At 73.4% G+C, this 18,302-nt stretch carries 25 protein-coding genes; 10 read left to right on the top strand and 15 right to left on the bottom strand.

Annotated elements, in window-relative coordinates; translation table 11 throughout:
* The first annotated feature begins 17 nt into the window (after positions 1 to 17).
* A complete protein-coding gene (locus tag ACRB68_RS17035; protein WP_153533413.1) occupies positions 18 to 1,499 on the top strand; it encodes an FAD-dependent monooxygenase in 1,482 nt (493 codons plus the stop codon).
* Positions 1,500 to 1,551: 52 nt separating this feature from the next.
* A complete protein-coding gene (locus ACRB68_RS17030) occupies positions 1,552 to 1,740 on the top strand; it encodes a hypothetical protein (RefSeq protein ID WP_153533412.1) in 189 nt (62 codons plus the stop codon).
* A gap of 6 nt (positions 1,741 to 1,746) precedes the next feature.
* Here the strand turns inward: ACRB68_RS17030 and ACRB68_RS17025 are convergent, their stop codons facing one another.
* The 6 genes from ACRB68_RS17025 to ACRB68_RS17000 all read right to left on the bottom strand — a co-directional run bounded on the left by ACRB68_RS17025 (position 1,747) and on the right by ACRB68_RS17000 (position 4,726).
* Positions 1,747 to 2,532 (bottom strand): peptidoglycan recognition protein family protein, encoded by a 786-nt coding sequence (locus tag ACRB68_RS17025; protein ID WP_153533411.1) that lies wholly within the window; start codon positions 2,530 to 2,532, stop codon positions 1,747 to 1,749.
* A gap of 197 nt (positions 2,533 to 2,729) precedes the next feature.
* Positions 2,730 to 3,176 carry a 50S ribosomal protein L9 gene (rplI, locus tag ACRB68_RS17020; RefSeq protein ID WP_153533410.1) on the bottom strand — a complete coding sequence of 149 codons (447 nt, stop codon included), beginning with the start codon at positions 3,174 to 3,176 and terminating at the stop codon, positions 2,730 to 2,732.
* Positions 3,177 to 3,193: 17 nt separating this feature from the next.
* Positions 3,194 to 3,430 (bottom strand): 30S ribosomal protein S18, encoded by a 237-nt coding sequence (gene rpsR / locus ACRB68_RS17015; RefSeq protein ID WP_019631633.1) that lies wholly within the window; start codon positions 3,428 to 3,430, stop codon positions 3,194 to 3,196.
* 66 nt (positions 3,431 to 3,496) lie between these two features.
* Positions 3,497 to 4,063 carry a single-stranded DNA-binding protein gene (locus ACRB68_RS17010; protein ID WP_153533409.1) on the bottom strand — a complete coding sequence of 189 codons (567 nt, stop codon included), beginning with the start codon at positions 4,061 to 4,063 and terminating at the stop codon, positions 3,497 to 3,499.
* Positions 4,064 to 4,103: 40 nt separating this feature from the next.
* The gene (gene rpsF / locus ACRB68_RS17005; RefSeq protein ID WP_153533408.1) at positions 4,104 to 4,394 is read right to left on the bottom strand and encodes a 30S ribosomal protein S6; all 291 of its coding nucleotides are present in this window, start codon (positions 4,392 to 4,394) and stop codon (positions 4,104 to 4,106) included.
* 125 nt (positions 4,395 to 4,519) lie between these two features.
* Positions 4,520 to 4,726, bottom strand: a complete 207-nt coding sequence (locus tag ACRB68_RS17000) for a hypothetical protein (protein WP_235959841.1) — start codon at positions 4,724 to 4,726, stop codon at positions 4,520 to 4,522.
* Between the two features lie 238 nt (positions 4,727 to 4,964).
* Between ACRB68_RS17000 and ACRB68_RS16995 the strand changes: the two genes are divergently transcribed.
* The 3 genes from ACRB68_RS16995 (at position 4,965) to ACRB68_RS16985 (ending at position 6,712) form a co-directional block, all read left to right on the top strand.
* Positions 4,965 to 5,282: a hypothetical protein gene (locus ACRB68_RS16995; protein WP_235959418.1), complete on the top strand. Its 318-nt coding sequence runs from the start codon at positions 4,965 to 4,967 to the stop codon at positions 5,280 to 5,282.
* A 45-nt stretch (positions 5,283 to 5,327) separates the two neighbouring features.
* A complete protein-coding gene (locus ACRB68_RS16990) occupies positions 5,328 to 6,098 on the top strand; it encodes a deoxyribonuclease IV (RefSeq protein WP_153533407.1) in 771 nt (256 codons plus the stop codon).
* A 194-nt stretch (positions 6,099 to 6,292) separates the two neighbouring features.
* The gene (locus tag ACRB68_RS16985; RefSeq protein WP_153533406.1) at positions 6,293 to 6,712 is read left to right on the top strand and encodes a DUF4190 domain-containing protein; all 420 of its coding nucleotides are present in this window, start codon (positions 6,293 to 6,295) and stop codon (positions 6,710 to 6,712) included.
* Between the two features lie 215 nt (positions 6,713 to 6,927).
* On the opposite strand, the gene ACRB68_RS41315 is transcribed toward ACRB68_RS16985, so the two are convergent.
* The gene (locus tag ACRB68_RS41315; protein ID WP_207709713.1) at positions 6,928 to 7,392 is read right to left on the bottom strand and encodes a barstar family protein; all 465 of its coding nucleotides are present in this window, start codon (positions 7,390 to 7,392) and stop codon (positions 6,928 to 6,930) included.
* Between the two features lie 25 nt (positions 7,393 to 7,417).
* Positions 7,418 to 7,843: a ribonuclease domain-containing protein gene (locus tag ACRB68_RS16975; protein WP_153533405.1), complete on the bottom strand. Its 426-nt coding sequence runs from the start codon at positions 7,841 to 7,843 to the stop codon at positions 7,418 to 7,420.
* A 132-nt stretch (positions 7,844 to 7,975) separates the two neighbouring features.
* Between ACRB68_RS16975 and ACRB68_RS16970 the strand changes: the two genes are divergently transcribed.
* Positions 7,976 to 8,896 carry a MerR family transcriptional regulator gene (locus ACRB68_RS16970; RefSeq protein ID WP_153533404.1) on the top strand — a complete coding sequence of 307 codons (921 nt, stop codon included), beginning with the start codon at positions 7,976 to 7,978 and terminating at the stop codon, positions 8,894 to 8,896.
* Here the strand turns inward: ACRB68_RS16970 and ACRB68_RS16965 are convergent.
* From ACRB68_RS16965 to ACRB68_RS16940, 6 genes are all read right to left on the bottom strand, one after another.
* Complete coding sequence (locus ACRB68_RS16965) at positions 8,868 to 9,806, bottom strand: phosphotransferase family protein (protein WP_153533403.1); 939 nt, start codon at positions 9,804 to 9,806, stop codon at positions 8,868 to 8,870. The two genes, ACRB68_RS16970 and ACRB68_RS16965, sit on opposite strands and share 29 nt — an antisense overlap.
* Positions 9,807 to 9,824: 18 nt before the next feature.
* Positions 9,825 to 10,643, bottom strand: a complete 819-nt coding sequence (locus ACRB68_RS16960; protein ID WP_153533402.1) for a D-alanyl-D-alanine carboxypeptidase family protein — start codon at positions 10,641 to 10,643, stop codon at positions 9,825 to 9,827.
* Between the two features lie 74 nt (positions 10,644 to 10,717).
* A complete protein-coding gene (locus tag ACRB68_RS16955) occupies positions 10,718 to 10,897 on the bottom strand; it encodes a hypothetical protein (protein ID WP_153533401.1) in 180 nt (59 codons plus the stop codon).
* A gap of 65 nt (positions 10,898 to 10,962) precedes the next feature.
* Complete coding sequence (locus tag ACRB68_RS16950) at positions 10,963 to 12,375, bottom strand: glycosyltransferase family 87 protein (protein ID WP_153533400.1); 1,413 nt, start codon at positions 12,373 to 12,375, stop codon at positions 10,963 to 10,965.
* A gap of 101 nt (positions 12,376 to 12,476) precedes the next feature.
* A complete protein-coding gene (locus tag ACRB68_RS16945; RefSeq protein ID WP_153533399.1) occupies positions 12,477 to 12,920 on the bottom strand; it encodes a lamin tail domain-containing protein in 444 nt (147 codons plus the stop codon).
* Positions 12,921 to 13,063: 143 nt separating this feature from the next.
* Positions 13,064 to 13,795 (bottom strand): flavodoxin family protein, encoded by a 732-nt coding sequence (locus ACRB68_RS16940; protein ID WP_153533398.1) that lies wholly within the window; start codon positions 13,793 to 13,795, stop codon positions 13,064 to 13,066.
* Between the two features lie 142 nt (positions 13,796 to 13,937).
* Between ACRB68_RS16940 and ACRB68_RS16935 the strand changes: the two genes are divergently transcribed.
* Positions 13,938 to 14,843: a LysR family transcriptional regulator gene (locus ACRB68_RS16935; protein WP_194293395.1), complete on the top strand. Its 906-nt coding sequence runs from the start codon at positions 13,938 to 13,940 to the stop codon at positions 14,841 to 14,843.
* Here ACRB68_RS16935 and ACRB68_RS16930 read toward each other — a convergent pair.
* Positions 14,831 to 15,913, bottom strand: coding sequence for an ABC transporter substrate-binding protein (locus ACRB68_RS16930; RefSeq protein WP_328594316.1), 1,083 nt, complete (start codon positions 15,911 to 15,913; stop codon positions 14,831 to 14,833). The two genes, ACRB68_RS16935 and ACRB68_RS16930, sit on opposite strands and share 13 nt — an antisense overlap.
* Positions 15,914 to 16,022: 109 nt before the next feature.
* On the opposite strand from ACRB68_RS16930, the gene ACRB68_RS16925 reads away from it, so the two are divergent.
* From ACRB68_RS16925 to ACRB68_RS16915, 3 genes are all read left to right on the top strand, one after another.
* Positions 16,023 to 16,388 carry a VOC family protein gene (locus tag ACRB68_RS16925; protein WP_153533395.1) on the top strand — a complete coding sequence of 122 codons (366 nt, stop codon included), beginning with the start codon at positions 16,023 to 16,025 and terminating at the stop codon, positions 16,386 to 16,388.
* Between the two features lie 14 nt (positions 16,389 to 16,402).
* Positions 16,403 to 16,669, top strand: a complete 267-nt coding sequence (locus ACRB68_RS16920) for a DUF1905 domain-containing protein (protein ID WP_153533394.1) — start codon at positions 16,403 to 16,405, stop codon at positions 16,667 to 16,669.
* 81 nt (positions 16,670 to 16,750) lie between these two features.
* On the top strand, positions 16,751 to 18,289 hold the full coding sequence (locus ACRB68_RS16915) for an FAD-dependent monooxygenase (RefSeq protein ID WP_153533393.1): 1,539 nt from the start codon (positions 16,751 to 16,753) through the stop codon (positions 18,287 to 18,289).
* The last annotated feature ends 13 nt before the right edge of the window (positions 18,290 to 18,302 follow it).

Genomic DNA, 18,302 nt, shown 5'->3' with positions numbered 1-18,302 from the left:
AAGGGCATGCTGGCGCCATGGAATTTAACAGCGTTAAGGACGTAGTGGTCATCGGCGCCGGCCCGGTCGGGCTGCTGCTGGCCGGGGAGCTGGCGCTGCACGGCGCCCGCGCGATCGTGCTGGAGCGCAACACCGAGGTGGACCGGCGCGTCAAGGCGGGCGCCATGCACGGCCGCGCCGCCGAGCTGCTGGACCGGCGCGGCCTCACCGGGCGCCTGACCGAGGTCCAGCGGGAGCTGTTCGCGGGGATGCCCCGGCCCACCGGGGGCGGCCCGAAGCCGCGCGGCCACTTCGCCGGCCTGTTCGCGCTGCGCGAGAGCGCCTTCACCGCGAGCCCGGCGTTCCTTATCCCGCAGGACCGGCTGGAGGAGGTGCTCGCCGAGCACGCCGCCGGGCTCGGCGTGGACGTCCGCCGCGGCCACGCCCTGGCCTCCTTCGAGCAGGACGCGGACGGCGTCACCCTCACCGTCGACGGCCCGGACGGCCGCTACGGCCTGCGCACGCCCTGGCTCGTCGGCGCCGACGGCGGCCGCAGCCCGGTCCGCAAGGGCAGCGGGATCGCCTTCCCCGGCACCGACGGGATCATCACCGGCTACCAGGGCATGGTCGAGATCGACGATCCGGACTTCGTGCCCCGCGGCTGGAACCGCTGCCCCGGCGGCCTCATGGTCAACGGCCCGGTCCCCGGCCGGATCCTGGTGGTGGAGTTCGACGGCCCGCCCGCCGACCGCGACGCCCCGGTCACCCTGGCCGAGGTGCAGGCCGCCGTCCGCCGCGTCACCGGGACCGAGGTCACGCTGAAGTCCGCGTCGTCGCTCACCCGGTTCACCGACAACGCCCGCCTCGCGGACGACTACCGCGCCGGGCGCGTCCTGCTGGCCGGGGACGCCGCGCACGTGCACTCGCCGTTCGGCGGCCAGGGCCTCAACCTCGGGCTCGGCGACGCGGCCAACCTCGGCTGGAAGCTCGCGCTGGTGGCGCGCGGCGACGCGCCCGCGCGGCTGCTGGACACCTACACCGCCGAGCGGCGGCCGGTCGCGGCGCAGGTGCTGGACAACACCCGCGCGCAGGTCGCGCTGCTGCAGCCGGGCCCGCACACGGGCGCGCTGCGCGAGATCTTCGCCCGGATGCTGGACCACGACGACGCCAACCGGTACCTGACCGACCTGATCACCGGCGCGGGCGTCCGCCACGACCTCGGCTCGGCGCGCGACGAGGTCGGCCGGGTGCAGCCGCCGGACCTCACCGCCGGCGGCCGCCGCGTCGCGGACCTGCACCACGCGGGAGGCGGCGTGCTGGTCACCGATGACCCGGCGGCCGCCGCCGGGTGGGCGGACCGGGTGACGGCCGTGCCCGGCCCGTGCGAGGGGATCGACGCCGGCACCGTGCTGATCCGCCCCGACGGCGTCGTCGCGTGGGCCACCGGCGACCCCGGCACGCCGGCCGAGGCCCTGGCCCGCTGGTTCGGCCCGGCCCGGGTACCCGCCGCGGCCCGCTGAGCTTCACCGCGATCCCACCTGCACCGCGTGCCCCACCCACTACTATTCGAACATGTGTTCCGGGGATGACGAGCGGCTGGCCAGGCTGACCCAGGCGATCGACGACCTGGCCGCCGAGAGCCTCGCCGGCCCTCCCCCCGCGGACCTGCTGGAACGCGTCGCCGGGCTGTGGGCGCTGGTCGAGGGCCTGGACCCGGAGATCGCCAAGAGCCGGAGCCGCTACAGCGCCCCCGAGGGCTAGGCCGGGTCAGCGGTCGCGGGAGCCGCTACGGCGCTCGTCGCCGTCGTCCTCGTCGTCCTCGTCCCCCCAGCGGGGCCGGCCCAGCCGGGCCGCGACGCTCTCGCGCAGGAAGGGCAGCCGCCCGTACAGGACGTCGCCGGGGCAGTCGGTCTCGCCGTAGTCGCGGTGCCCGACGATGGCCCGGAAGGGGTCCAGCCGGTACTCGTCGCACAGCCACGCGCACACGTCCACCAGCGACCTCCACAGGGTGCCGGGGACGCGCTGCTCCATGTAGGTGCCCTCGTTCTCGATGCCGACGGCGTGCTCGTTGTGCTGCAGGGCGTGCGCGCCGAGGGTGTGCCGGCCCGCGGCGATCGAGGCGAGGCTGGTGTTGCGGCCCTCCATGATGTGGCCGCCGCGGCTGATCGTGAGCTGCTGGCCGGAGTCGTCCCAGCCCCGGCCGTCCATGTGGAAACGCTGGATGGCGCGCGACAGGGCGTAGGCGTGCTCCAGCGAGTAGTCGGTGGAGTTCGGGGTGGCGGTGTGGTGGACCACGATGCGGTCGGGCGCGCGGCGCAGCACGGTGGCCGGGCGGCGCGGCGGGCGGGCGTGCCAGGAGGAGCGGGCGTGGACCAGGGGGCGCGGACCCGGACCGGGACGGGCCGGCAGGCGCTGATCGGGGGTGGCGGCCATCGCCTCATTGTCCATGCCTAAGGCGATCGGCAGCGGGATCCCCAGCGCGGCCAGAACGCCCAGCACCGCGCGGCGCGTCGGCGGCGCCCCCTTCCGCTCTTCCCCCGGGTATTCGCACATGCCGCACCTCCCGTTCCGCGGTGATCCACTAACGCACGGTAACCGCCGGGGCGAGGAGGACCAAAGAGCGGGCGGTTCAAGGGCGAAGCGGGAGGATCACCAGAATGCGGAACGGCCGGGACCCCCGGAAACGGGGATCCCGGCCGTGCGCTGCCGGTGGCGCGGGCCCGGTGAAGGCCCTGCCGTAAGACCCGGTGTCAGGCGCCGACGACGTTGACGTCGATCGTGGCGCTGACGTCGGAGTGCAGCCGGACGCTGACCTGGTGGGTGCCCACGGTCTTGATCGGGTTGCCGATCTCGATGCGGCGCTTGTCCAGGTCGGGGCCGTCGGCGGCCTTGACCGCGTCGGCGATGTCGGCCGCGGTGACCGCGCCGAACAGGCGGCCGTTGCTGCCCGTGCGGGTGCGCAGCGTCACCTTGATCGACTTCAGCCGGCCGGCGACCTCCTTGGCGTGCTCGACGGTCGCGATCTCGCGGGCCGAACGCGCCTTCTTGATGGAGTCGATCTGCTTCTCGGCGCCCCGGGTCCACTTGATCGCGAACCCGCGCGGCACGAGGTAGTTACGGCCGTAGCCGTCCTTGACCTCGATGACGTCGCCGGGCTCGCCGAGGCCGGAGACCTGCTGGGTCAGGATGAGCTTCATGATCTGTTCCCCCCGACTCAGCGCGCGGTGCTGGTGTAGGGCAGCAGCGCCATCTCACGAGCGTTCTTGATCGCCGTGGCGACGTCACGCTGGTGCTGGGTGCAGTTGCCGGTCACCCGACGGGCCCGGATCTTGCCGCGGTCGGAGATGAACTTCCGCAGCAGGCCGGTGTCCTTGTAGTCGACGTAGGAGATCTTCTCCTGGCAGAACACGCAAACCTTCTTCTTCGGCTTGCGGGGAGGTGGCTTCGCCATCGTGGTGCTCCTCTTGAGAGAGCCCCGCTTTCGCGGGAATGGACGTGATATGGAGTTTCTTGCTGGTTAGAACGGCGGGTCGTCGGAGAATCCGCCGCCCCCGCCGCCGCCGCCGGTGGCCCAGGGGTCGCCCGCCGGGGCGCCGCCCCGGTTGCCGCCGCCCTGGCCGCCGCCGTTGAAGCCGCCGCCCTGGCCACCGCCGAAGCCGCCGCCGCCCTGGCCGCCGCCACCGAAGTCGCCGCCGCCGCCGAAGCCCCCGCCGCCCTGCCGCTGGGCCTTGGTGACCTTGGCGGTGGCGCTGCGCAGGGACGGGCCGACCTCGTCGACCTCGATCTCGTAGACCTGGCGCTTCTCGCCTTCCTTGGTCTCGTACGACCGCTGCTTCAGCCGGCCCTGCACGATGACCCGCATGCCGCGCGTCAGGCTCTCGGCGCAGTTCTCCGCCGCCTGCCGCCAGACGTTGCAGGTCAGGAAGAGCGCCTCCCCGTCCTTCCACTCGTTCGACTGGCGGTCGAAGAACCGCGGGGTCGAGGCGATGCGGAAGGAGGCGACCGCCTGGCCGCTCGGGGTGAAGCGCAGATTCGGGTCCTCGACGAGGTTCCCGACGATCGTGATTACGGTGTCGCCTGCCATGGGGCTCGCTTCGGGTGGTGTGAGGACTGAGCCGTCAGGCTCAGTGGACCTCGGGGCGGATGACCTTGGTGCGGAGGATCGACTCGCTCAGGTTGAGCTGACGGTCGAGCTCCTTGACCGTGGCAGGCTCAGCCGACAGGTCGACCACCGCGTAGATGCCTTCGGACTTCTTCAGGATGTCGTAGGACAGGCGGCGCCGGCCCCAGACGTCGACCTTCTCCACGCTGCCGCCGCCGTCCTTGACGACCTTCAGGAACGGGTCGAGGGCCGCACCGGCGGTGCGCTCGTCGATGGCGGGGTCGAGGATGGCCATGAGTTCGTAACGACGCATGCTGTGTCCCTACCTCCTCTGGACTCAGGCGGTCACGGTCTCTCCGTGACAGGAGGGCTCTTGCGTCCGTCGCGGCCGCGGCGCCGGCCCGATGGTGGGGGCGCCTGCCGCGAGACCGGTACAGGCTACCAAGAGTTGGCAGCTGGCGAGCCGGTTCGCGCGTGCTGGCGCCGGGCGCCCGGGCCCGCGGGCCGGGCGGCGTGCCGCCGTCGTTCCAGCTCGGCCATGATGTCGGCCATCCGGGCGCGCATGCGGGCGGCCTGCGTCGTCAGCATCGACAGCTCCTCCACGAGCTCGGCGTCACCGATGACCGCTAGTTCGCTCTCCCTCACGTGGCAACCTCCCCATCTCCTGGCCCCCGCTTCCCCTCGGGGCGGATCGAGACCGCTCGCCTCGAATCCGTGTTCGACGTTACCCCGCGGCGCCGACATTTCCGCGCCCGCACCCCCGGTTGATCGGGGCCGGTTGCGGGAATCCCTGTAACGCACGGGCCCGCGGGCCCGTGCCCGCACGGCTCAACGCGGTGCCGCGACGGCGCGGCGCCGCGCGCACCGAAAGGGGTGAGTCCCGATGCCTCAGGAGGCAGCCGGGAGCGAACGTCAGGCCGGACGCCGGGTCGCCGGCGCCGGCACCGCCGCCGAGCGCGGCACGGTCGAGCGGTCCCTGGCGCCCGCCGCGATCGTCATCGGGCTGGTCGCCCTGGTGCTCGGCTTCATCCCCGCCACCCACTTCCTCGGCGCGCTGGCCGGCGTGATCGGCCTGCCGCTCGCGCTGTACTCCCAGATGGTGTCGGCCTCCACCGGGGAGCGCTGGCTGAACGTGATCGGCATGGTCGGCTCGTTCGTCGGCGCCGCGTTCGCGCTGCGACACGGTGGCTTCACCTTCTGAGGCCGCCTCGCCCCGGCCGTCGTACCCCGCGGCTACGCTCGGGGCATGCGCATCGGAGCCCACGTCGACCAGTCCAACCCGCTCGCCAGTGCCCGCGCCAAGGACGCCGAGGTCGTGCAGTTCTTCCTCGGCGACCCGCAGGGGTGGAAGAAGCCCGAGCTGCCCGAGGGCATGGCCGAGATCCGGGACTCCGACGTCGAGGTGTACGTGCACGCCCCCTACGTGATCAACGTGGCGACGTCCAACAACCGGATCCGCATCCCCAGCCGCAAGCTCCTGCAGCAGCAGCTGGACGCCGCGGCGGGGATCGGCGCCAAGGCGCTGATCGTGCACGGCGGGCACGTGCTGAAGGACGACGACCCCGAGAAGGGGTTCGAGAACTGGCGCAAGGTGTTCGAGCGGCTGGAGACGCCGATCCCCATCTACATCGAGAACACCGCGGGCGGCGGCAACGCGATGGCCCGCAGCTTCGACCGGATCGCCCGGCTGTGGGAGGTCATGTCGCAGGTCGCCGACCTGGACTCCAAGGTCGGCTTCTGCCTGGACACCTGCCACGCGCACGCGGCGGGCGAGGAGCTCGTCGACGCCGTCGACCGCATCAAGGCCATCACCGGCCGGATCGACCTGGTGCACTGCAACAACAGCCGCGACGCGTTCGGGTCGGGGGCCGACCGGCACGCCAACATCGCCGCCGGCACCATCGACCCGGAGCTGATCCTGACGGTGGTGCGCGCGGCCGGGGCGCCGGTGGTGGTGGAGACGCCGTCCGACGGGCAGGCCGGCGACATCTCCTGGCTGCGCGACAACCTGGGCTGACCGGGTCCGGTCAGCGGGTTTCCACCGCCGCGCCGGGAACCGGGGCCGGGAGTGCGGCATCTAACCTCCCGAAAGATCCCCTGAATCGGGCGATCAGTCCACGTCCCCACCACACTGGCATAATCCGACCTTCAGCCCTCAGCGCACGCGAACGACTCCTCCACGGCGGGCGCGCGACCCGATCGGGAACCCTCATGGCACAGCCCCCCTACGGCTCGTCCGACCCCTACGGCTACAACAACCCGTCCGACCCCTACGGGTACGGCCAGCAGCCCCCGGTGCAGCACCACTACTACGGCGGCGGCGTGCCCACGCCGGTCAGCAACAACGGCATGGCGACCGCCTCCATGATCATCGGCATCATCAACGTGGTGCTGACGCTGTTCACCTGCGGCTTCTTCGGCGTCCTCGGCGTCCTCGGCATCATCTTCGGGCATATCGCGCAGAGCCAGATCAAGCGCACCGGCGAGGGCGGCTCGGGCATGGCGATGGCCGGCCTGGTGATGGGCTACATCACCACGCTGCTGGTGCTCATCGCCTGGATCTTCGTGTTCGGCATCTACGGCTGGGCGCTCTGGAACATCAACAACTCCAGCGGCACCAGCACGTACTGAGGGGCTGTGCGCATCGCTTCGCGATCTGCCCGTTGAGGCTCGCCGCCGGCATCGCCTCACCGGGCAGGCGGCGCACTCGCGCGCGAGCCGGGCACCGTGGAACAGGCCGGGGCGAGGCACCTCGGCTGCGACCCCATGAGGCGGGGCGGAACCAGCGCGGCGAGGACCTGGGCCGCGCGGTCTCGGTCAGCGCGGTTCGACCAGCGCGGTCTCGGTCAGCACGGGTCGGCGTGGTTCAGCAGGTCCAGCCCGGCGTCCTCGACGCCGCGGACCGGCAGCAGGACGCTCATCGGGGTGGGGGTGTCCCGCCACGACTCGACGGCCTCGGCGAACACATCGAGCGCGGTGCGGAACGACCCCTCGTCGTCGCCGGCCAGCCGGGTCCACCCCTCGTACAGGACCAGGTAGCCGCGGTGGGCCGGCGCCCAGGACAGGTCGGTGAGGCAGTCCTCCAGGGCGTCCCAGTTCGCGCCGAACCATTCGGGGAAGTCGAAGACCTCGGCGCAGGCCCGCAGCAGGGTGTCCTTGTCCAGGATGCGCCGCCCGTCCAGGACGAACGCGCGCAGGCCGGCCTCGGCCGCCTGCGCCGGCGCGCCGCCGGGATCGGCCGCCCGCCACTGGTAGAGGCCCGGCCTCAGCCGCCCGGCGAGCAGTTCGCCGAGTGCCAGATCCGCTTCCACGTCTTCCCCCGTTCCGGCCGGGCCGTCAGCGGACGACCCGCGCGAAGCTCCGGTAGTGGTCGCCGGTGTAATAGCGTTCCCCGCTCTTGCCGGCGATGATGCGCCGGGCGCCGCGGTCCCGCGACCCGGGCGTCGGCACCGTGTACTCCAGGTAGTAGCCGCCTGCCCGGGCGGGAAGGCGGCCCTCACGGTTGCGAAAGACGGTGCCGTCCTGGCGGTAGGGGAACGGCCCGCCCGCCTCGATGAGCCGCAGCGTCGCGCGGGCCTCGGCGGGCAGCCGCGACGCCGGGACCTCCGGCAGTCCGTCGCGGACGGCCGGCGGTGCGGCGCTGCTCGTCCGCGGCCCGGACGCGGTCCCGGTGCCGGTGCCGTCCCCGCAGGCGCCGAGGCCGAGCGCCAGGACGCACGCCGTCATGAGCCGCAGCGCCCTGGTAGCGACAGTCGCCGTCATCGCGGCACCCCCTCACTGCCCGCGATGGTCGCACACCGGCCGCACGGCCGGACAGGTGACGCGCTGAGCTGCGACGATCGTTTCCGGTAACGGACTTGAGTCTCCACCGGGTGGAGACCCCAGGGTGGGGGCATGGCAGGCGACCTGTACACGATCGGGGAGCTGGCGCGGCGGACCGGGCTCACCGTCCGCACGATCCGGTTCTACTCCGACTCCGGCCTGGTGCCGCCGGCGGCGCGCACCGCGGCCGGCTACCGGCTGTACGACCTGGCCGCGGCGGCGCGGCTGGACCTGGTGCGCACCCTGCGCGACCTGGGCGTGGACCTGGAGACGGTGCGGCGGGTGCTGGCCCGCGAGGTCACGCTCGCCGAGGTCGCGGCGGCGCACGCGCAGGCGGTGGACGTGCAGATCCGCACGCTGCGGCTGCGCCGGGCGGTGCTGCGGGTCGTCGCCGCACGCGGATCCGACCCCGAGGAGATGGAACTCATGCACAAGCTCGCGCGGCTGTCCGACGAGGAGCGCCGGCGCATCATCACCGGGTTCGTCGAGGAGACCTTCGCCGGCCTGGACGTCGACCCGGTCCTCGCCGAGAAGATGCGCACGGCCATGCCCGAACTGCCCGACGACCCCTCGGCCGAGCAGGTGGAGGCGTGGGTGGAGCTCGCCGAACTGGTCGGCGACCCCGGTTTCCGGGCGAGCGTCCGCCGGATGGCCGAGTTCCAGGCGGCCGAGGAGACGACGCCGCGCAACCCGCAGGAGCTCGGCGAGCTGGTCCGGGCGAAGGCCGGCGCGGCGCTGGAGGCGGGCGTGGACCCGGCGTCGCCGGAGGCGGGCCCGGTCGTGGACGAGCTCGCCGCCGCGTTCGCCGCGAGCGTCGACGGCACCGACGGCCCGCGGTTCCGGGAGTCGCTGCTGGAGCGGCTGGAGGTGGGCAGCGACCCGCGCGCCGAGCGGTACTGGCAGCTGCTCGGCGTCATCAACGGCTGGCCGGCCTTCCCGTCCCTGATGCCGGTGTACACCTGGTTCATCGAGGCGCTGCGGGCTCGCCGCTGAGGTGTTCGCGGAGCTCGGCCAGCGACCGGTCGCGAAGGGCCGGCAGGTCCTCCTCGATGGCGTGCAGCACGTCGTTGGCCAGCTCCGACAGCGCCCAGAAACGCAGTTTGGCCTCCTGCCGGGCGGTCAGCGGGAGGCCGCGGCAGGCCTGGACGGCGCGGACGAGGCCGGGGCCGGCCTCGTCCCACAGGTAGGCCAGGTCGTAGTCGGGGTCGCCGATCGCGGTGTCGCCGAAGTCGATCAGGCCGCTGATCCGGGTGCCGGTGACCGGCAGGTGGTCCAGGCTGAAGTCGGCGTGGATCAGCGTCGGCAGGTGCACGAAGTTGGCGTCGTCGGCGAGGTGGTCCTCCCAGGCCGCGATGAGGGCGGCCGTCTCGCGGGCGGTCAGCCGGCGGGGGAGTTCCGCGCGGACCGCCACCAGGTCCTCGGTGTAGGAGGCGCGCAGGTCCCACTCCTGGACACCGAGCTCGCGGGCATGTTCCACGGGAAACATATGGACGGCGTCCAGGATCGCCGCGATCCGGCGGGGCGTCTCGGGCTCGTCCAGCAGCCCGCGCGCGTGCCACTCCTCCGGCTGCAGCGACTCGCCCCGGACCATCGGGTAGCAGCAGAAGGCGCCTGGGCCGAGCGGGTTGGGCGCGGTGAACGCGAACCGGGGGACGGGGACGGGCAGGCGCGGCGCGAGCTCGGGCAGCAGCCGGGCCTCGCGCGCGATGCCCGCGGCGCCCTCCTCGTGCTGCGGGAAGCGCAATACGTGGGCGTCTCCACCGGGGGTGTCCAGGCGGATCGCCACGCTGTCCAGGCCGGCGCCGAGAAGGGTGAGCGTGCCGCCGGCGAGGCCGGGCCGGTCCGCCACGGCGGCGCGGACGCGGTCGGCCCAGTCCGCGGGGAGTGTCACGTCGTCGATCACGGGACCGATGCTGCCAGGTCAGTGCCGGAAGCCCCAGTCGAGCATCCGCATGGTGTCCTGGAAGCGCGCGTCGCGCCGTTTTCCCGTGCTGCCGAGGACGATGCCGACCAGGGTGCGGCCGCGCCGGCGGGCGGCGAACAGGAAGCACTGGCCGGCGCCGGCGGTGTGGCCGCTCTTGATGCCGAGCATGCCGGGGTAGGAGCCGAGCAATACGTCGGTGCTGCGCCACACGTACCGGCCGTGGCCGCGGCCCGCGCGCAGAACGTGCTCGGGGCGGCCGACGATCCGCCGGAATTCGGGCAGGCCGAGCGCGTACCGGCCGAGGGTGACCTGGTCGCGGGCGGTGGACGTGCCGAGGCCCGTCAGCCCGGTGGCGTCGCGGTAGCCGGTCCGGCGCATGCCGAGCCGGCGGGCCGTGCGGTTCATCTTCGCGACGAAGCGGGCCTGCCCGGGGCCGTACCGCTCGGCGAGCGCGACGGCGGCGTCGCAGCCGGACGGCAGCAGCATCGCGTTCAGCAGCTCGCGCACCGGGATCCGGTCGCCGGGGCGCAGCCGGGCGGTCGAGCCGTGCAGGGCGGCGCAGTAGGCCAGGTGGCGGCGCTGGACGCGCACGCGGCGGTCCAGGTGGCCCGCCCGCAGGACGACCACGGCCGTCATGACCTTGGTGATGCTGGCGACGGGCCGGCGGGTGTCGGGGCGCCGCGCCCACCGGGTGCGGCCGTCCTCGGCCAGGTAGGCCGAGCGGGCGTGCACCCGCCGGGGGCCGTCCGCCGCCAGGGCGGGCCCGGCGGGCGCGCAGGCCAGGACGGCGAGCACCACCGCGATCATGATCCGCATGACGGGTGCCTACCCCGCCGGGCGGGGCGTCAATGCCCCCGGTCGGCGGGCCCGGTGGTCCGCGGGCCCGGTGGTCAGCGGGCCCGGCGGGTCTCGCGGCTGGCGAGGGCGCACAGCACGACCTCGATGACGACGAACGCGGCCGCCACGACGGTGTCGGCGGTGCCGCCGGTGGACAGGGTGTCCCGCAGCGTGAGGAACGCGACCGCGCACATCAGGGGCAGCAGGACGATCAGGGTGCTCCGCCCGTTCATGGACGACTCCTTCGGCGAGGGGTACCGGTACCTGAACGGTAGAGCAACCTAGTTAGAATTACAACCTAGGTAGCGGTCTCCAGGACAGGCTCGCGGCGCCGCCGCGGCCGGCGCAGCGCGAACCGGTCCGCGGCGCCGTCCAGCACCCCGCCCGCCGGGTCGTCGGTCCCCTCGTCCGACCGCACCAGGTCGGCGGACGGCCGCAGGATCTCCCAGACCACCAGCAGGCCGAGCAGCAGCACCGTCAGGAACCGCGCGAACAGCGTCACCTCGTAGACGCCCTGGCCGATCCCGTCGGCCGGCGCGTGCAGGTGCAGCACCGCCGAGACCGTGGCCCCCAGGTCCGCGCCTGGAACCCGCTTCGTCACCGACAGCAGGTACCACCAGATGCCGAAGAAGTAGACGATCTCCCCCGCCTGCCAGAGCACGAACGCGGGCAGCTTCGGCCGGGCCAGCACCACCAGCGGCAGCAGCCACAGCATGTACTGCGGCGACCAGACCTTGTTCGGCAGCATGAACGCGATCATGACCAGCAGCATCAGCTGCGGCAGCCGGGGCCGCCGCGGCGCCGTCCAGGCCAGCACCGCGATGCCGGCCGCCAGCACCAGGAAGGTGCCGGTGCCGTACAGGTTCAGCCGGTCCACGTCGTCCAGCCCGCCGACGCCGTGGTGGTCCAGGTAGAAGAAGATCGATCCCCAGTCGATGCCGCGGTGCCGGCTGAAGGTGTAGAACTCCGCCCAGCCGTCCCAGGCGAACACCATCACCGGCAGGTTCACCGCGAGCCACGCCACCGCCGTCCCCGCGAGCAGCCGCCCGAAGGCCCGCCACTGCCCGGCGCGCGCGCACAGCAGGAACAGGGGGCCGAGGAACAGCAGGGGGTAGAACTTCGCCGCGATGGCCAGGCCGAGCAGCGCCCCGGCCGTCCCGGGCCACCGCTTCGCCCAGGCCGCCACCGCCAGCGCCGTCAGCGCCACCGCGAGCAGGTCCCAGTTGACGAACGCGGTGAGCAGCAGCGACGGGGACAGCGCCACCATCAGCCCGGCGCGCAGCGACCGCCGCCCCGCCGCGTACGCGGTCGCCAGCACCGCCACGACCGCCAGCACCGACAGGCAGAGCGCGGTGACGTTGAAGAACGCCATCCCCCGCGCGTCCTCCCCGAACGGCTGGACGAGCAGGTTCACCAGCTGCATGAAGACCCCGCTCAGCACCGGGTACTCCACGTAGTGCAGGTCGCCGCCGGTCGCGAGCGTGTCGAAGTAGGGCACCTTGCCGGTGTTCAGCTCGCGCGCGAAGTAGAGCGGGTAGATGTCGGTGTAGCAGGCGTTCGTCGTCGTCTTGACGAAGTCGAAGCCGGCGGACGCGCACGGTTGCTTCTGCAGCCAGGCCAGCAGGCACGTCAGGGACGTCACGCCGGTCAGCACCGGGGCCAACCTGCTCAAACGCCCGGGCTCGGGGACGGCGGCGGGAGAGGACGACATCCCAGCAGACTATTTGGTCGGCACCGCGCGTCCTGCTACCTCACGCGCAAGCGTCCCGGGCCGAATTCGGCCCGGGACGCTCTTGACGTCCGGCGGGCCCGTCAGCAGTACTTGCTGTCGCCCTGGGAACCCCACGAGCAGGAGTCGGCCGCCCTGCCGTTCGGGTAGCGCAGGTAGGCGGTGTCGCCGGTGTTGTTCCAGACGTAGGAACCGCGGCCCCAGTAGCGGTTGGCCGAGGTGTTGCGGCCCTTGCCGGTGCGGACCTTCACCGTCTTCTTCCCGCCCAGCACGAAGCTGCCGAAGGTGTAGGTGTAGCCCGTCCTGTCCTTGAGCTTGTAGCCCTTGAGCTGCCTCGCGGTCCTGCCGGTGTTGTAGAGCTGCACCCACTCGCCGTTCAGGCTGGCGTTGGAGCGGGTGTCCGGGCCGGGGCTGTCGTAGTAGACCCGGTAGATCTGCACCGCCGACGCCGCCTGCGCGGGAGCGGCGACCGCGCCGATCCCGGCGACCGCCGCGGCCGTGACCCCCGCCGCGAGAAGCTTCCTCATCCTGAATTCCCCTCATTGAGCGAAATAACAGGTGTAACGGCAAACCGGGGGTTGCGCCGGGTTTTCCGGGGGCTGTCCTGGAACGGCCGCGCTGTCAACCGCCGCGGCCGCTCCCACGTCCCCGCCGGGGCGTTCCGCGCAGGTCAGCTGCCGGAAAGCGCCGCCGGCGCGTCGCCCCTCTCCCGGAGGGAGGCCGACAGGGCGCGCGCCTCGTGCTCGGTCATCCGGGGGGTCTCGTACGGCACGGCGTTGACCCAGCGCTGGGCCAGCCGGGCGATCCGCTCGCCGTACCGCTCCGCGGTGATCAGGTCGCCGCGCGAGCCGGCCCGTTCCGGGCCCTGGTCGGCGTGGCTCTGGCTCATCAGCCCGAGCCACGAGCCCAGCCGGTTCACGTCGTCGCGGGTGCCGCCGCTCCAGTTGTTGCCCGGCATGTCGCCCACGCCGATCCACTGCATGCCCAGCTGCGCGCCGAAGACCGCCAGCTGTTCCAGGACCGCCAGCTTGTCGCCGCTCTGCGAGGCGGACATGGTGAACCCGCCGGCCAGCTTGTCCTTCCAGGCCTGCGTGGTGAACGGCGTGAACGCCGCCTCCATGAACGCCTTGAACACCGCCGACACGCTGCCCATCAGCGTCGGGCAGCCGAGGACGATCGCGTCGGAGCGGTCCAGCAGCGCCAGTACCTCCGCGTCGTGCCAGCGGCCCGCGGTGACGTCCTCGGCGCGGATCTCGACCAGGTGCACCCGGGCGCCCGGCACCAGCCGCGCCCCGCCGGCGAGGTGCTCGGCCAGGAGCCGGGTGTGCCCGTGCACCGAGTGGTAGACCACCGTCACCGTGACCGCCGGCGGGTGCTCAGGGGCGATGTCATCGATCGTCATGTGCTCGTCCGTTTCCACTCAAGAGGGGATCACTGCCTGCTCTGCCATCCCATCCGGTGCGGGTCACGGCATCAACGCCGAACTCCGGCGTGCAGCGATCGGCCGCACCGATCGATCGCGTTAGCCTGGCCCGGTGGACAGGATGGAACTGGAAGCGTTCGTCGCGGTCGCCGAAGAGCTCCACTTCGGCCGCGCCGCCGCGCGCCTGCACCGGGGGCAGCCCACCGTCAGCGACGCCGTCCGGCGGCTGGAGCACACCCTCGGCGGGCGGCTGTTCCACCGCACCAGCCGCCGGGTGTCGCTGACCGAGCTCGGCGAGGCGCTGCTGCCCGACGCCCGCGCCGCCCTGGCCCAGCTGCGCCGCTTCCAGCAGCGCGGACGCGCCTTGGCCGCCGGCGACCGGGCCGGCACCGCCCTCGTCGTCGGCCACGCCGAGTACACCGGCCACCGGCTGCTGCTGCGCTGCCTGCCGCGGCTGCGCGAGCGGTTCCCCGGCGTGACGATCGTGCCGGAGCCCATGCCGACCACGGCGCAGCTCACCGCGCTGCGGGCGGAGACGATCGGGCTCGGCATCGGCTGGGCGACCGGCGGCCTCACCGGCGTGCGGGCGCGGGTGCTGTCGACCGAGCGGTTCATGGCGCTCGTCCCCGCGGCCCATCCGCTCGCCGGGCACGCCGAGCTGAGCGCGTCCGAGCTGTCGACCACCGCCCTGCTCACCTGGCCCCACCAGATCAACAGCGGTCTCTGCGACCGGCTCCTGGCCGCCTTCCGCATCGGCGGAGCCGACCTGCGCATCATCAGGACCGCCGACAGCGTGCACGCCATCGCCACGCACGTCGCCGCCGGGACGGGCATCGGCATCACCGTCGCGTCCGCGCTCGACCACCGGCCGCCGGGCCTGCGCGTCATCCCCCTCACCGGCCCTTCGACCACCGCCGACCAGGTCGTCCTCACCTCCGCCGAGCCGCCGGACGCCGCCGCGGCGCTGCGCGACCTGCTGCTGGACGCCGCGGCGGAGTCGCCCCCGGCGCCCGCTCAGCCGGTGTGAAGGACCCGGAAGCGGCCGGCGTCCGCCCGGTCCCGCGCGACGACCTGGATCGGCGCCCACGCCCACTGCCAGACGCCGATGCCCGGCGCGCGGGAGAAGCCGATCTGCCCGCGGGTGCCCTCGACCGCGACATGCGGCCAGGATCCGGCGATGCGCGCCCGGTCCGTGCCGTGGGAGCGCAGCACCTCGGCGAGGACGGTGACCGTGTCGTAGCCCTCGAAGGCGACGAAGGAGGGCGCTTCGGCCAGCCGTTCGCGCAGGGCCGCCCCGACGCGCACGCCGAGCGGGCCGAGGCGCTCGGGCAGGTAGCGCAGGAACGGGATCCCGGCGCCGTCGCCGCCGAGCAGCCGCGCCCATTCGGCCGACTCCGGCTGCCCGGCCGGAGCACCGATCATGACCTCGGCGAGACGCGGATCGCGGCGGACGGACCTGACGATCGGCACGGCCGGTTCCGGGGAGCCGGTCAGAAGGAGGAGGGCCGTCGCGCCGTCGCCGGCGAGTTCGTCGCACACGGCCTCAGGTGTGAGGGCGCGCATGTCGAGTTCGATGACGGTGCCGCCGCGTGGCGCGAGGCGGTCCCGCAGGATGCGGGTCCCCGAGGCCCAGTAGACACTCGCGTCCGCCGCCACGGCGATGCGCGTGCGGCCCGCGCCGAGGAGGAAGTCCGCGTAGACCGCCCAGCCGCGGGACTGCGCCGGGGCCAGGCGCGCGACCCACTCCGTCGGCTGCTCGGTGAGCGCGTCGAGGACCGCCGACGAGCAGAGGAACGGCAGGCCGAGGGCGTCGGCCCTGGTGGCGGCGGCGCGGGCGACGACGCTGTGGTACTCCCCCGCCACGGCGGCGACGCCGAGGCCGGCCAGCTCGGCCACGGCCGCCTCGGCCTTGTCCGGGTCGGCCGCGGTGTCGCGGACCACCAGCTCGAGCGGCCTGCCGGCGATCCCGCCGGCGTCGTTGACCTCGCGCGCGGCCAGCTCGAGCCCGGCGAGCAGGTGCCGGCCCGGCTCGACCCAGCCGGGCCGGGTCAGCGGGACCAGAGCGCCGATCCGGATCGTCTCAGCTGGTGTGTTCACGGGTTGCCGCCTCCTGTGTGCCGATTCCGCGGCAGCATGCCAGAACGGCGATGAGTCCTGGCGCCGGTGCCGGTCTGTCCTGGTGAAACCGAAGAAGCGGAGGCATGGCATGAGCGGGACTCCCGGTATCACCCAGGTGGCCACGGTCGGGATCGGCGTCACCGACCAGCAGAAGGCACTCGACTTCTACGTCGGCGAACTCGGCTTCGAAGTGCGCCGGGACGTCCCCTTCGGCGAGGGACGCTGGATCGAGGTGGCGCCGCCCGGCGCGGCGACGACCATCGCGCTCGTCCCCGCCGGGGTTCCAGGCGGCATCCGCCTGGCGACCCGGGACGCCGGCGCCGACCACGCCCGCCTGCGCGAACGGGGCGTCGACGTGGACGCCGAGGTGCTGCGCCTCGGAGCCGGAGTGCCGCCGATGTTCGGCGTGCGCGACCCGGACGGCAACGCCCTCATCCTCATCGAGACCTCCTGAGGAGCGGTACCGACATGGACGAGCAGTTCACCGCGACCCTGCGCAAGAGCCCGGACAAGGGCGGCTGGACCTACCTGGTGTGGCCCGGGTCCGTCGAGTACTTCGGCACCCGCGGCCTGGTGAAGGTCCGGGGCACGATCGACGGGCACCCGTTCCGGAGTTCGTTCATGGCCCTGGGGGACGGCACGCACAAGCTGCCGGTGAAGGCGGCGGTGCGCGAGGCCATCGGCAAGGAGGAGGGGGACACCGTGACCGTCCGGCTCCGGGAGCGGCTCTCGTAAGCCCCGCCCATCAGACGATCTTGCTCTGCGAGGATCGGACAGCGCGGACGAACGCCGCGCCCCGTAGAGAAGAGGACGTTGATGGACGCCGATGTGATCATTGTGGGCGCGGGCCCGGCCGGCCTGATGCTGGCGGCCGAGCTGCGCCTGGCCGGGGTGCGGCCGCTGGTACTGGAGCGGCAGCCGCACCGCCGGGACACTCCGAAGGCCGGCGGGCTCGGCGGCCAGATCCTGGAGCTGCTGCGCTACCGGGGTCTGCTGGAGCGTTTCGAGGCGGCCTGCACCGGCCCCGTCCCGGCGCCCCGGTTCCCGTTCGGCGGGGTGCACGTGGACCTCACCCGGCTGGCCGATCCGCCGATGCACGCCCTGCCGCTCCCGCAGCAGCAGCTCGAGCAGGTGCTCGGCGAACGCGTCGCCGAGCTCGGTGTCGAGATCCGCCGCGGGCACGAGGTGACCGGGCTGAGCCAGGACGACGCCGCGGTGACCGTGGACGTGCGCGGTCCCGACGGCCCGTCCCGGATGACCACCCGCTACCTGGTGGGATGCGACGGCGCGCGCAGCCGGGTCCGGGACCGGGCCGGCATCGCGTTCCCCGGCACCGTCTACCCGGAGGTCAACCGGCTGGCCCAGGTCGCCCTGCCCGGCACGGTGACCGTGCTGGACGACGGCGGCCTCGACGTCCCCGGCTTCGGCACGATCGCCCCGGGCTTCACCCGCACCGACCGCGGCCTCTTCGGGATCGGCGCGTCACCGGACTCCAAGGTCGTCTCCCTCTTCACCACCGAGGACGAGGACACCGAGTACGACGACGACACACCGATGACCGTGGCCGAGTTCCAGGACAGCCTCCGCCGCGTGCTCGGCGTGGACCTGCCGGTGGACGAGGCGTTCCGGCTGTCGCGGTTCACCTTCAAGGCCCGCCACGCCGAGCGCTACCGCCTCGGGAGGGTCATGCTGGCCGGGGACGCGGCGCACCTGTTCCCCGCCACCGGCGTGGCGATCAACGCGGGCATGATGGACGCGGTCAACCTGGCCTGGAAGCTGGCCGCCGCCGTCCACGGCCGGGCACCGGACGGCCTGCTGGACACCTACCACGACGAACGCCGCCTCGCCGGCGCCCGCACCATGCTGCACACCCAGGCCCAGGTCGCGCTGCGGCGCGGGCTCGACCCGGCCGCCGAAGCGCTCCGGGAGCTGTTCCAGGAACTGCTCCTCGACGAGCAGCCGCTGCGCCGCATGGGGGCGTTCATCGCCGGCGCCGACATCCGCTACCCGATGCCCGGCACGGGCCACCACCCGCTGGCCGGCACCTTCGCCCCCGACCTGGTCCTGCACACCGACCAGGGCGTCACCGGCACCGCCGAACTCCTGCGCACCGCCCGGCCCGTCCTGCTGGACCTCGCCGACCGCGCGGACCTGCGCGAGGCCGCCCACGACTGGCGGGACCGCGTCGAGATCCGCACCGCCAAGACCGACGACCGGCCGGCCGACGCCCTCCTGATCCGCCCGGACGCCCACATCGCCTGGGCCGCGGCCACCGACGAACCGGCCGGCACCGCCGCACCCACGCTGCGCGAAGCCCTCACCACCTGGTTCGGCGCCCCGGAGGACGGCCGATGAAAGCTCCGACCCG

This window comes from Actinomadura macrotermitis, assembly GCF_009604375.1.
Classification (GTDB): domain Bacteria; phylum Actinomycetota; class Actinomycetes; order Streptosporangiales; family Streptosporangiaceae; genus Spirillospora; species Spirillospora macrotermitis.
Note: the sequence above shows the minus strand (reverse complement) of the source record. Positions and strands in the feature narration are given on the sequence as shown.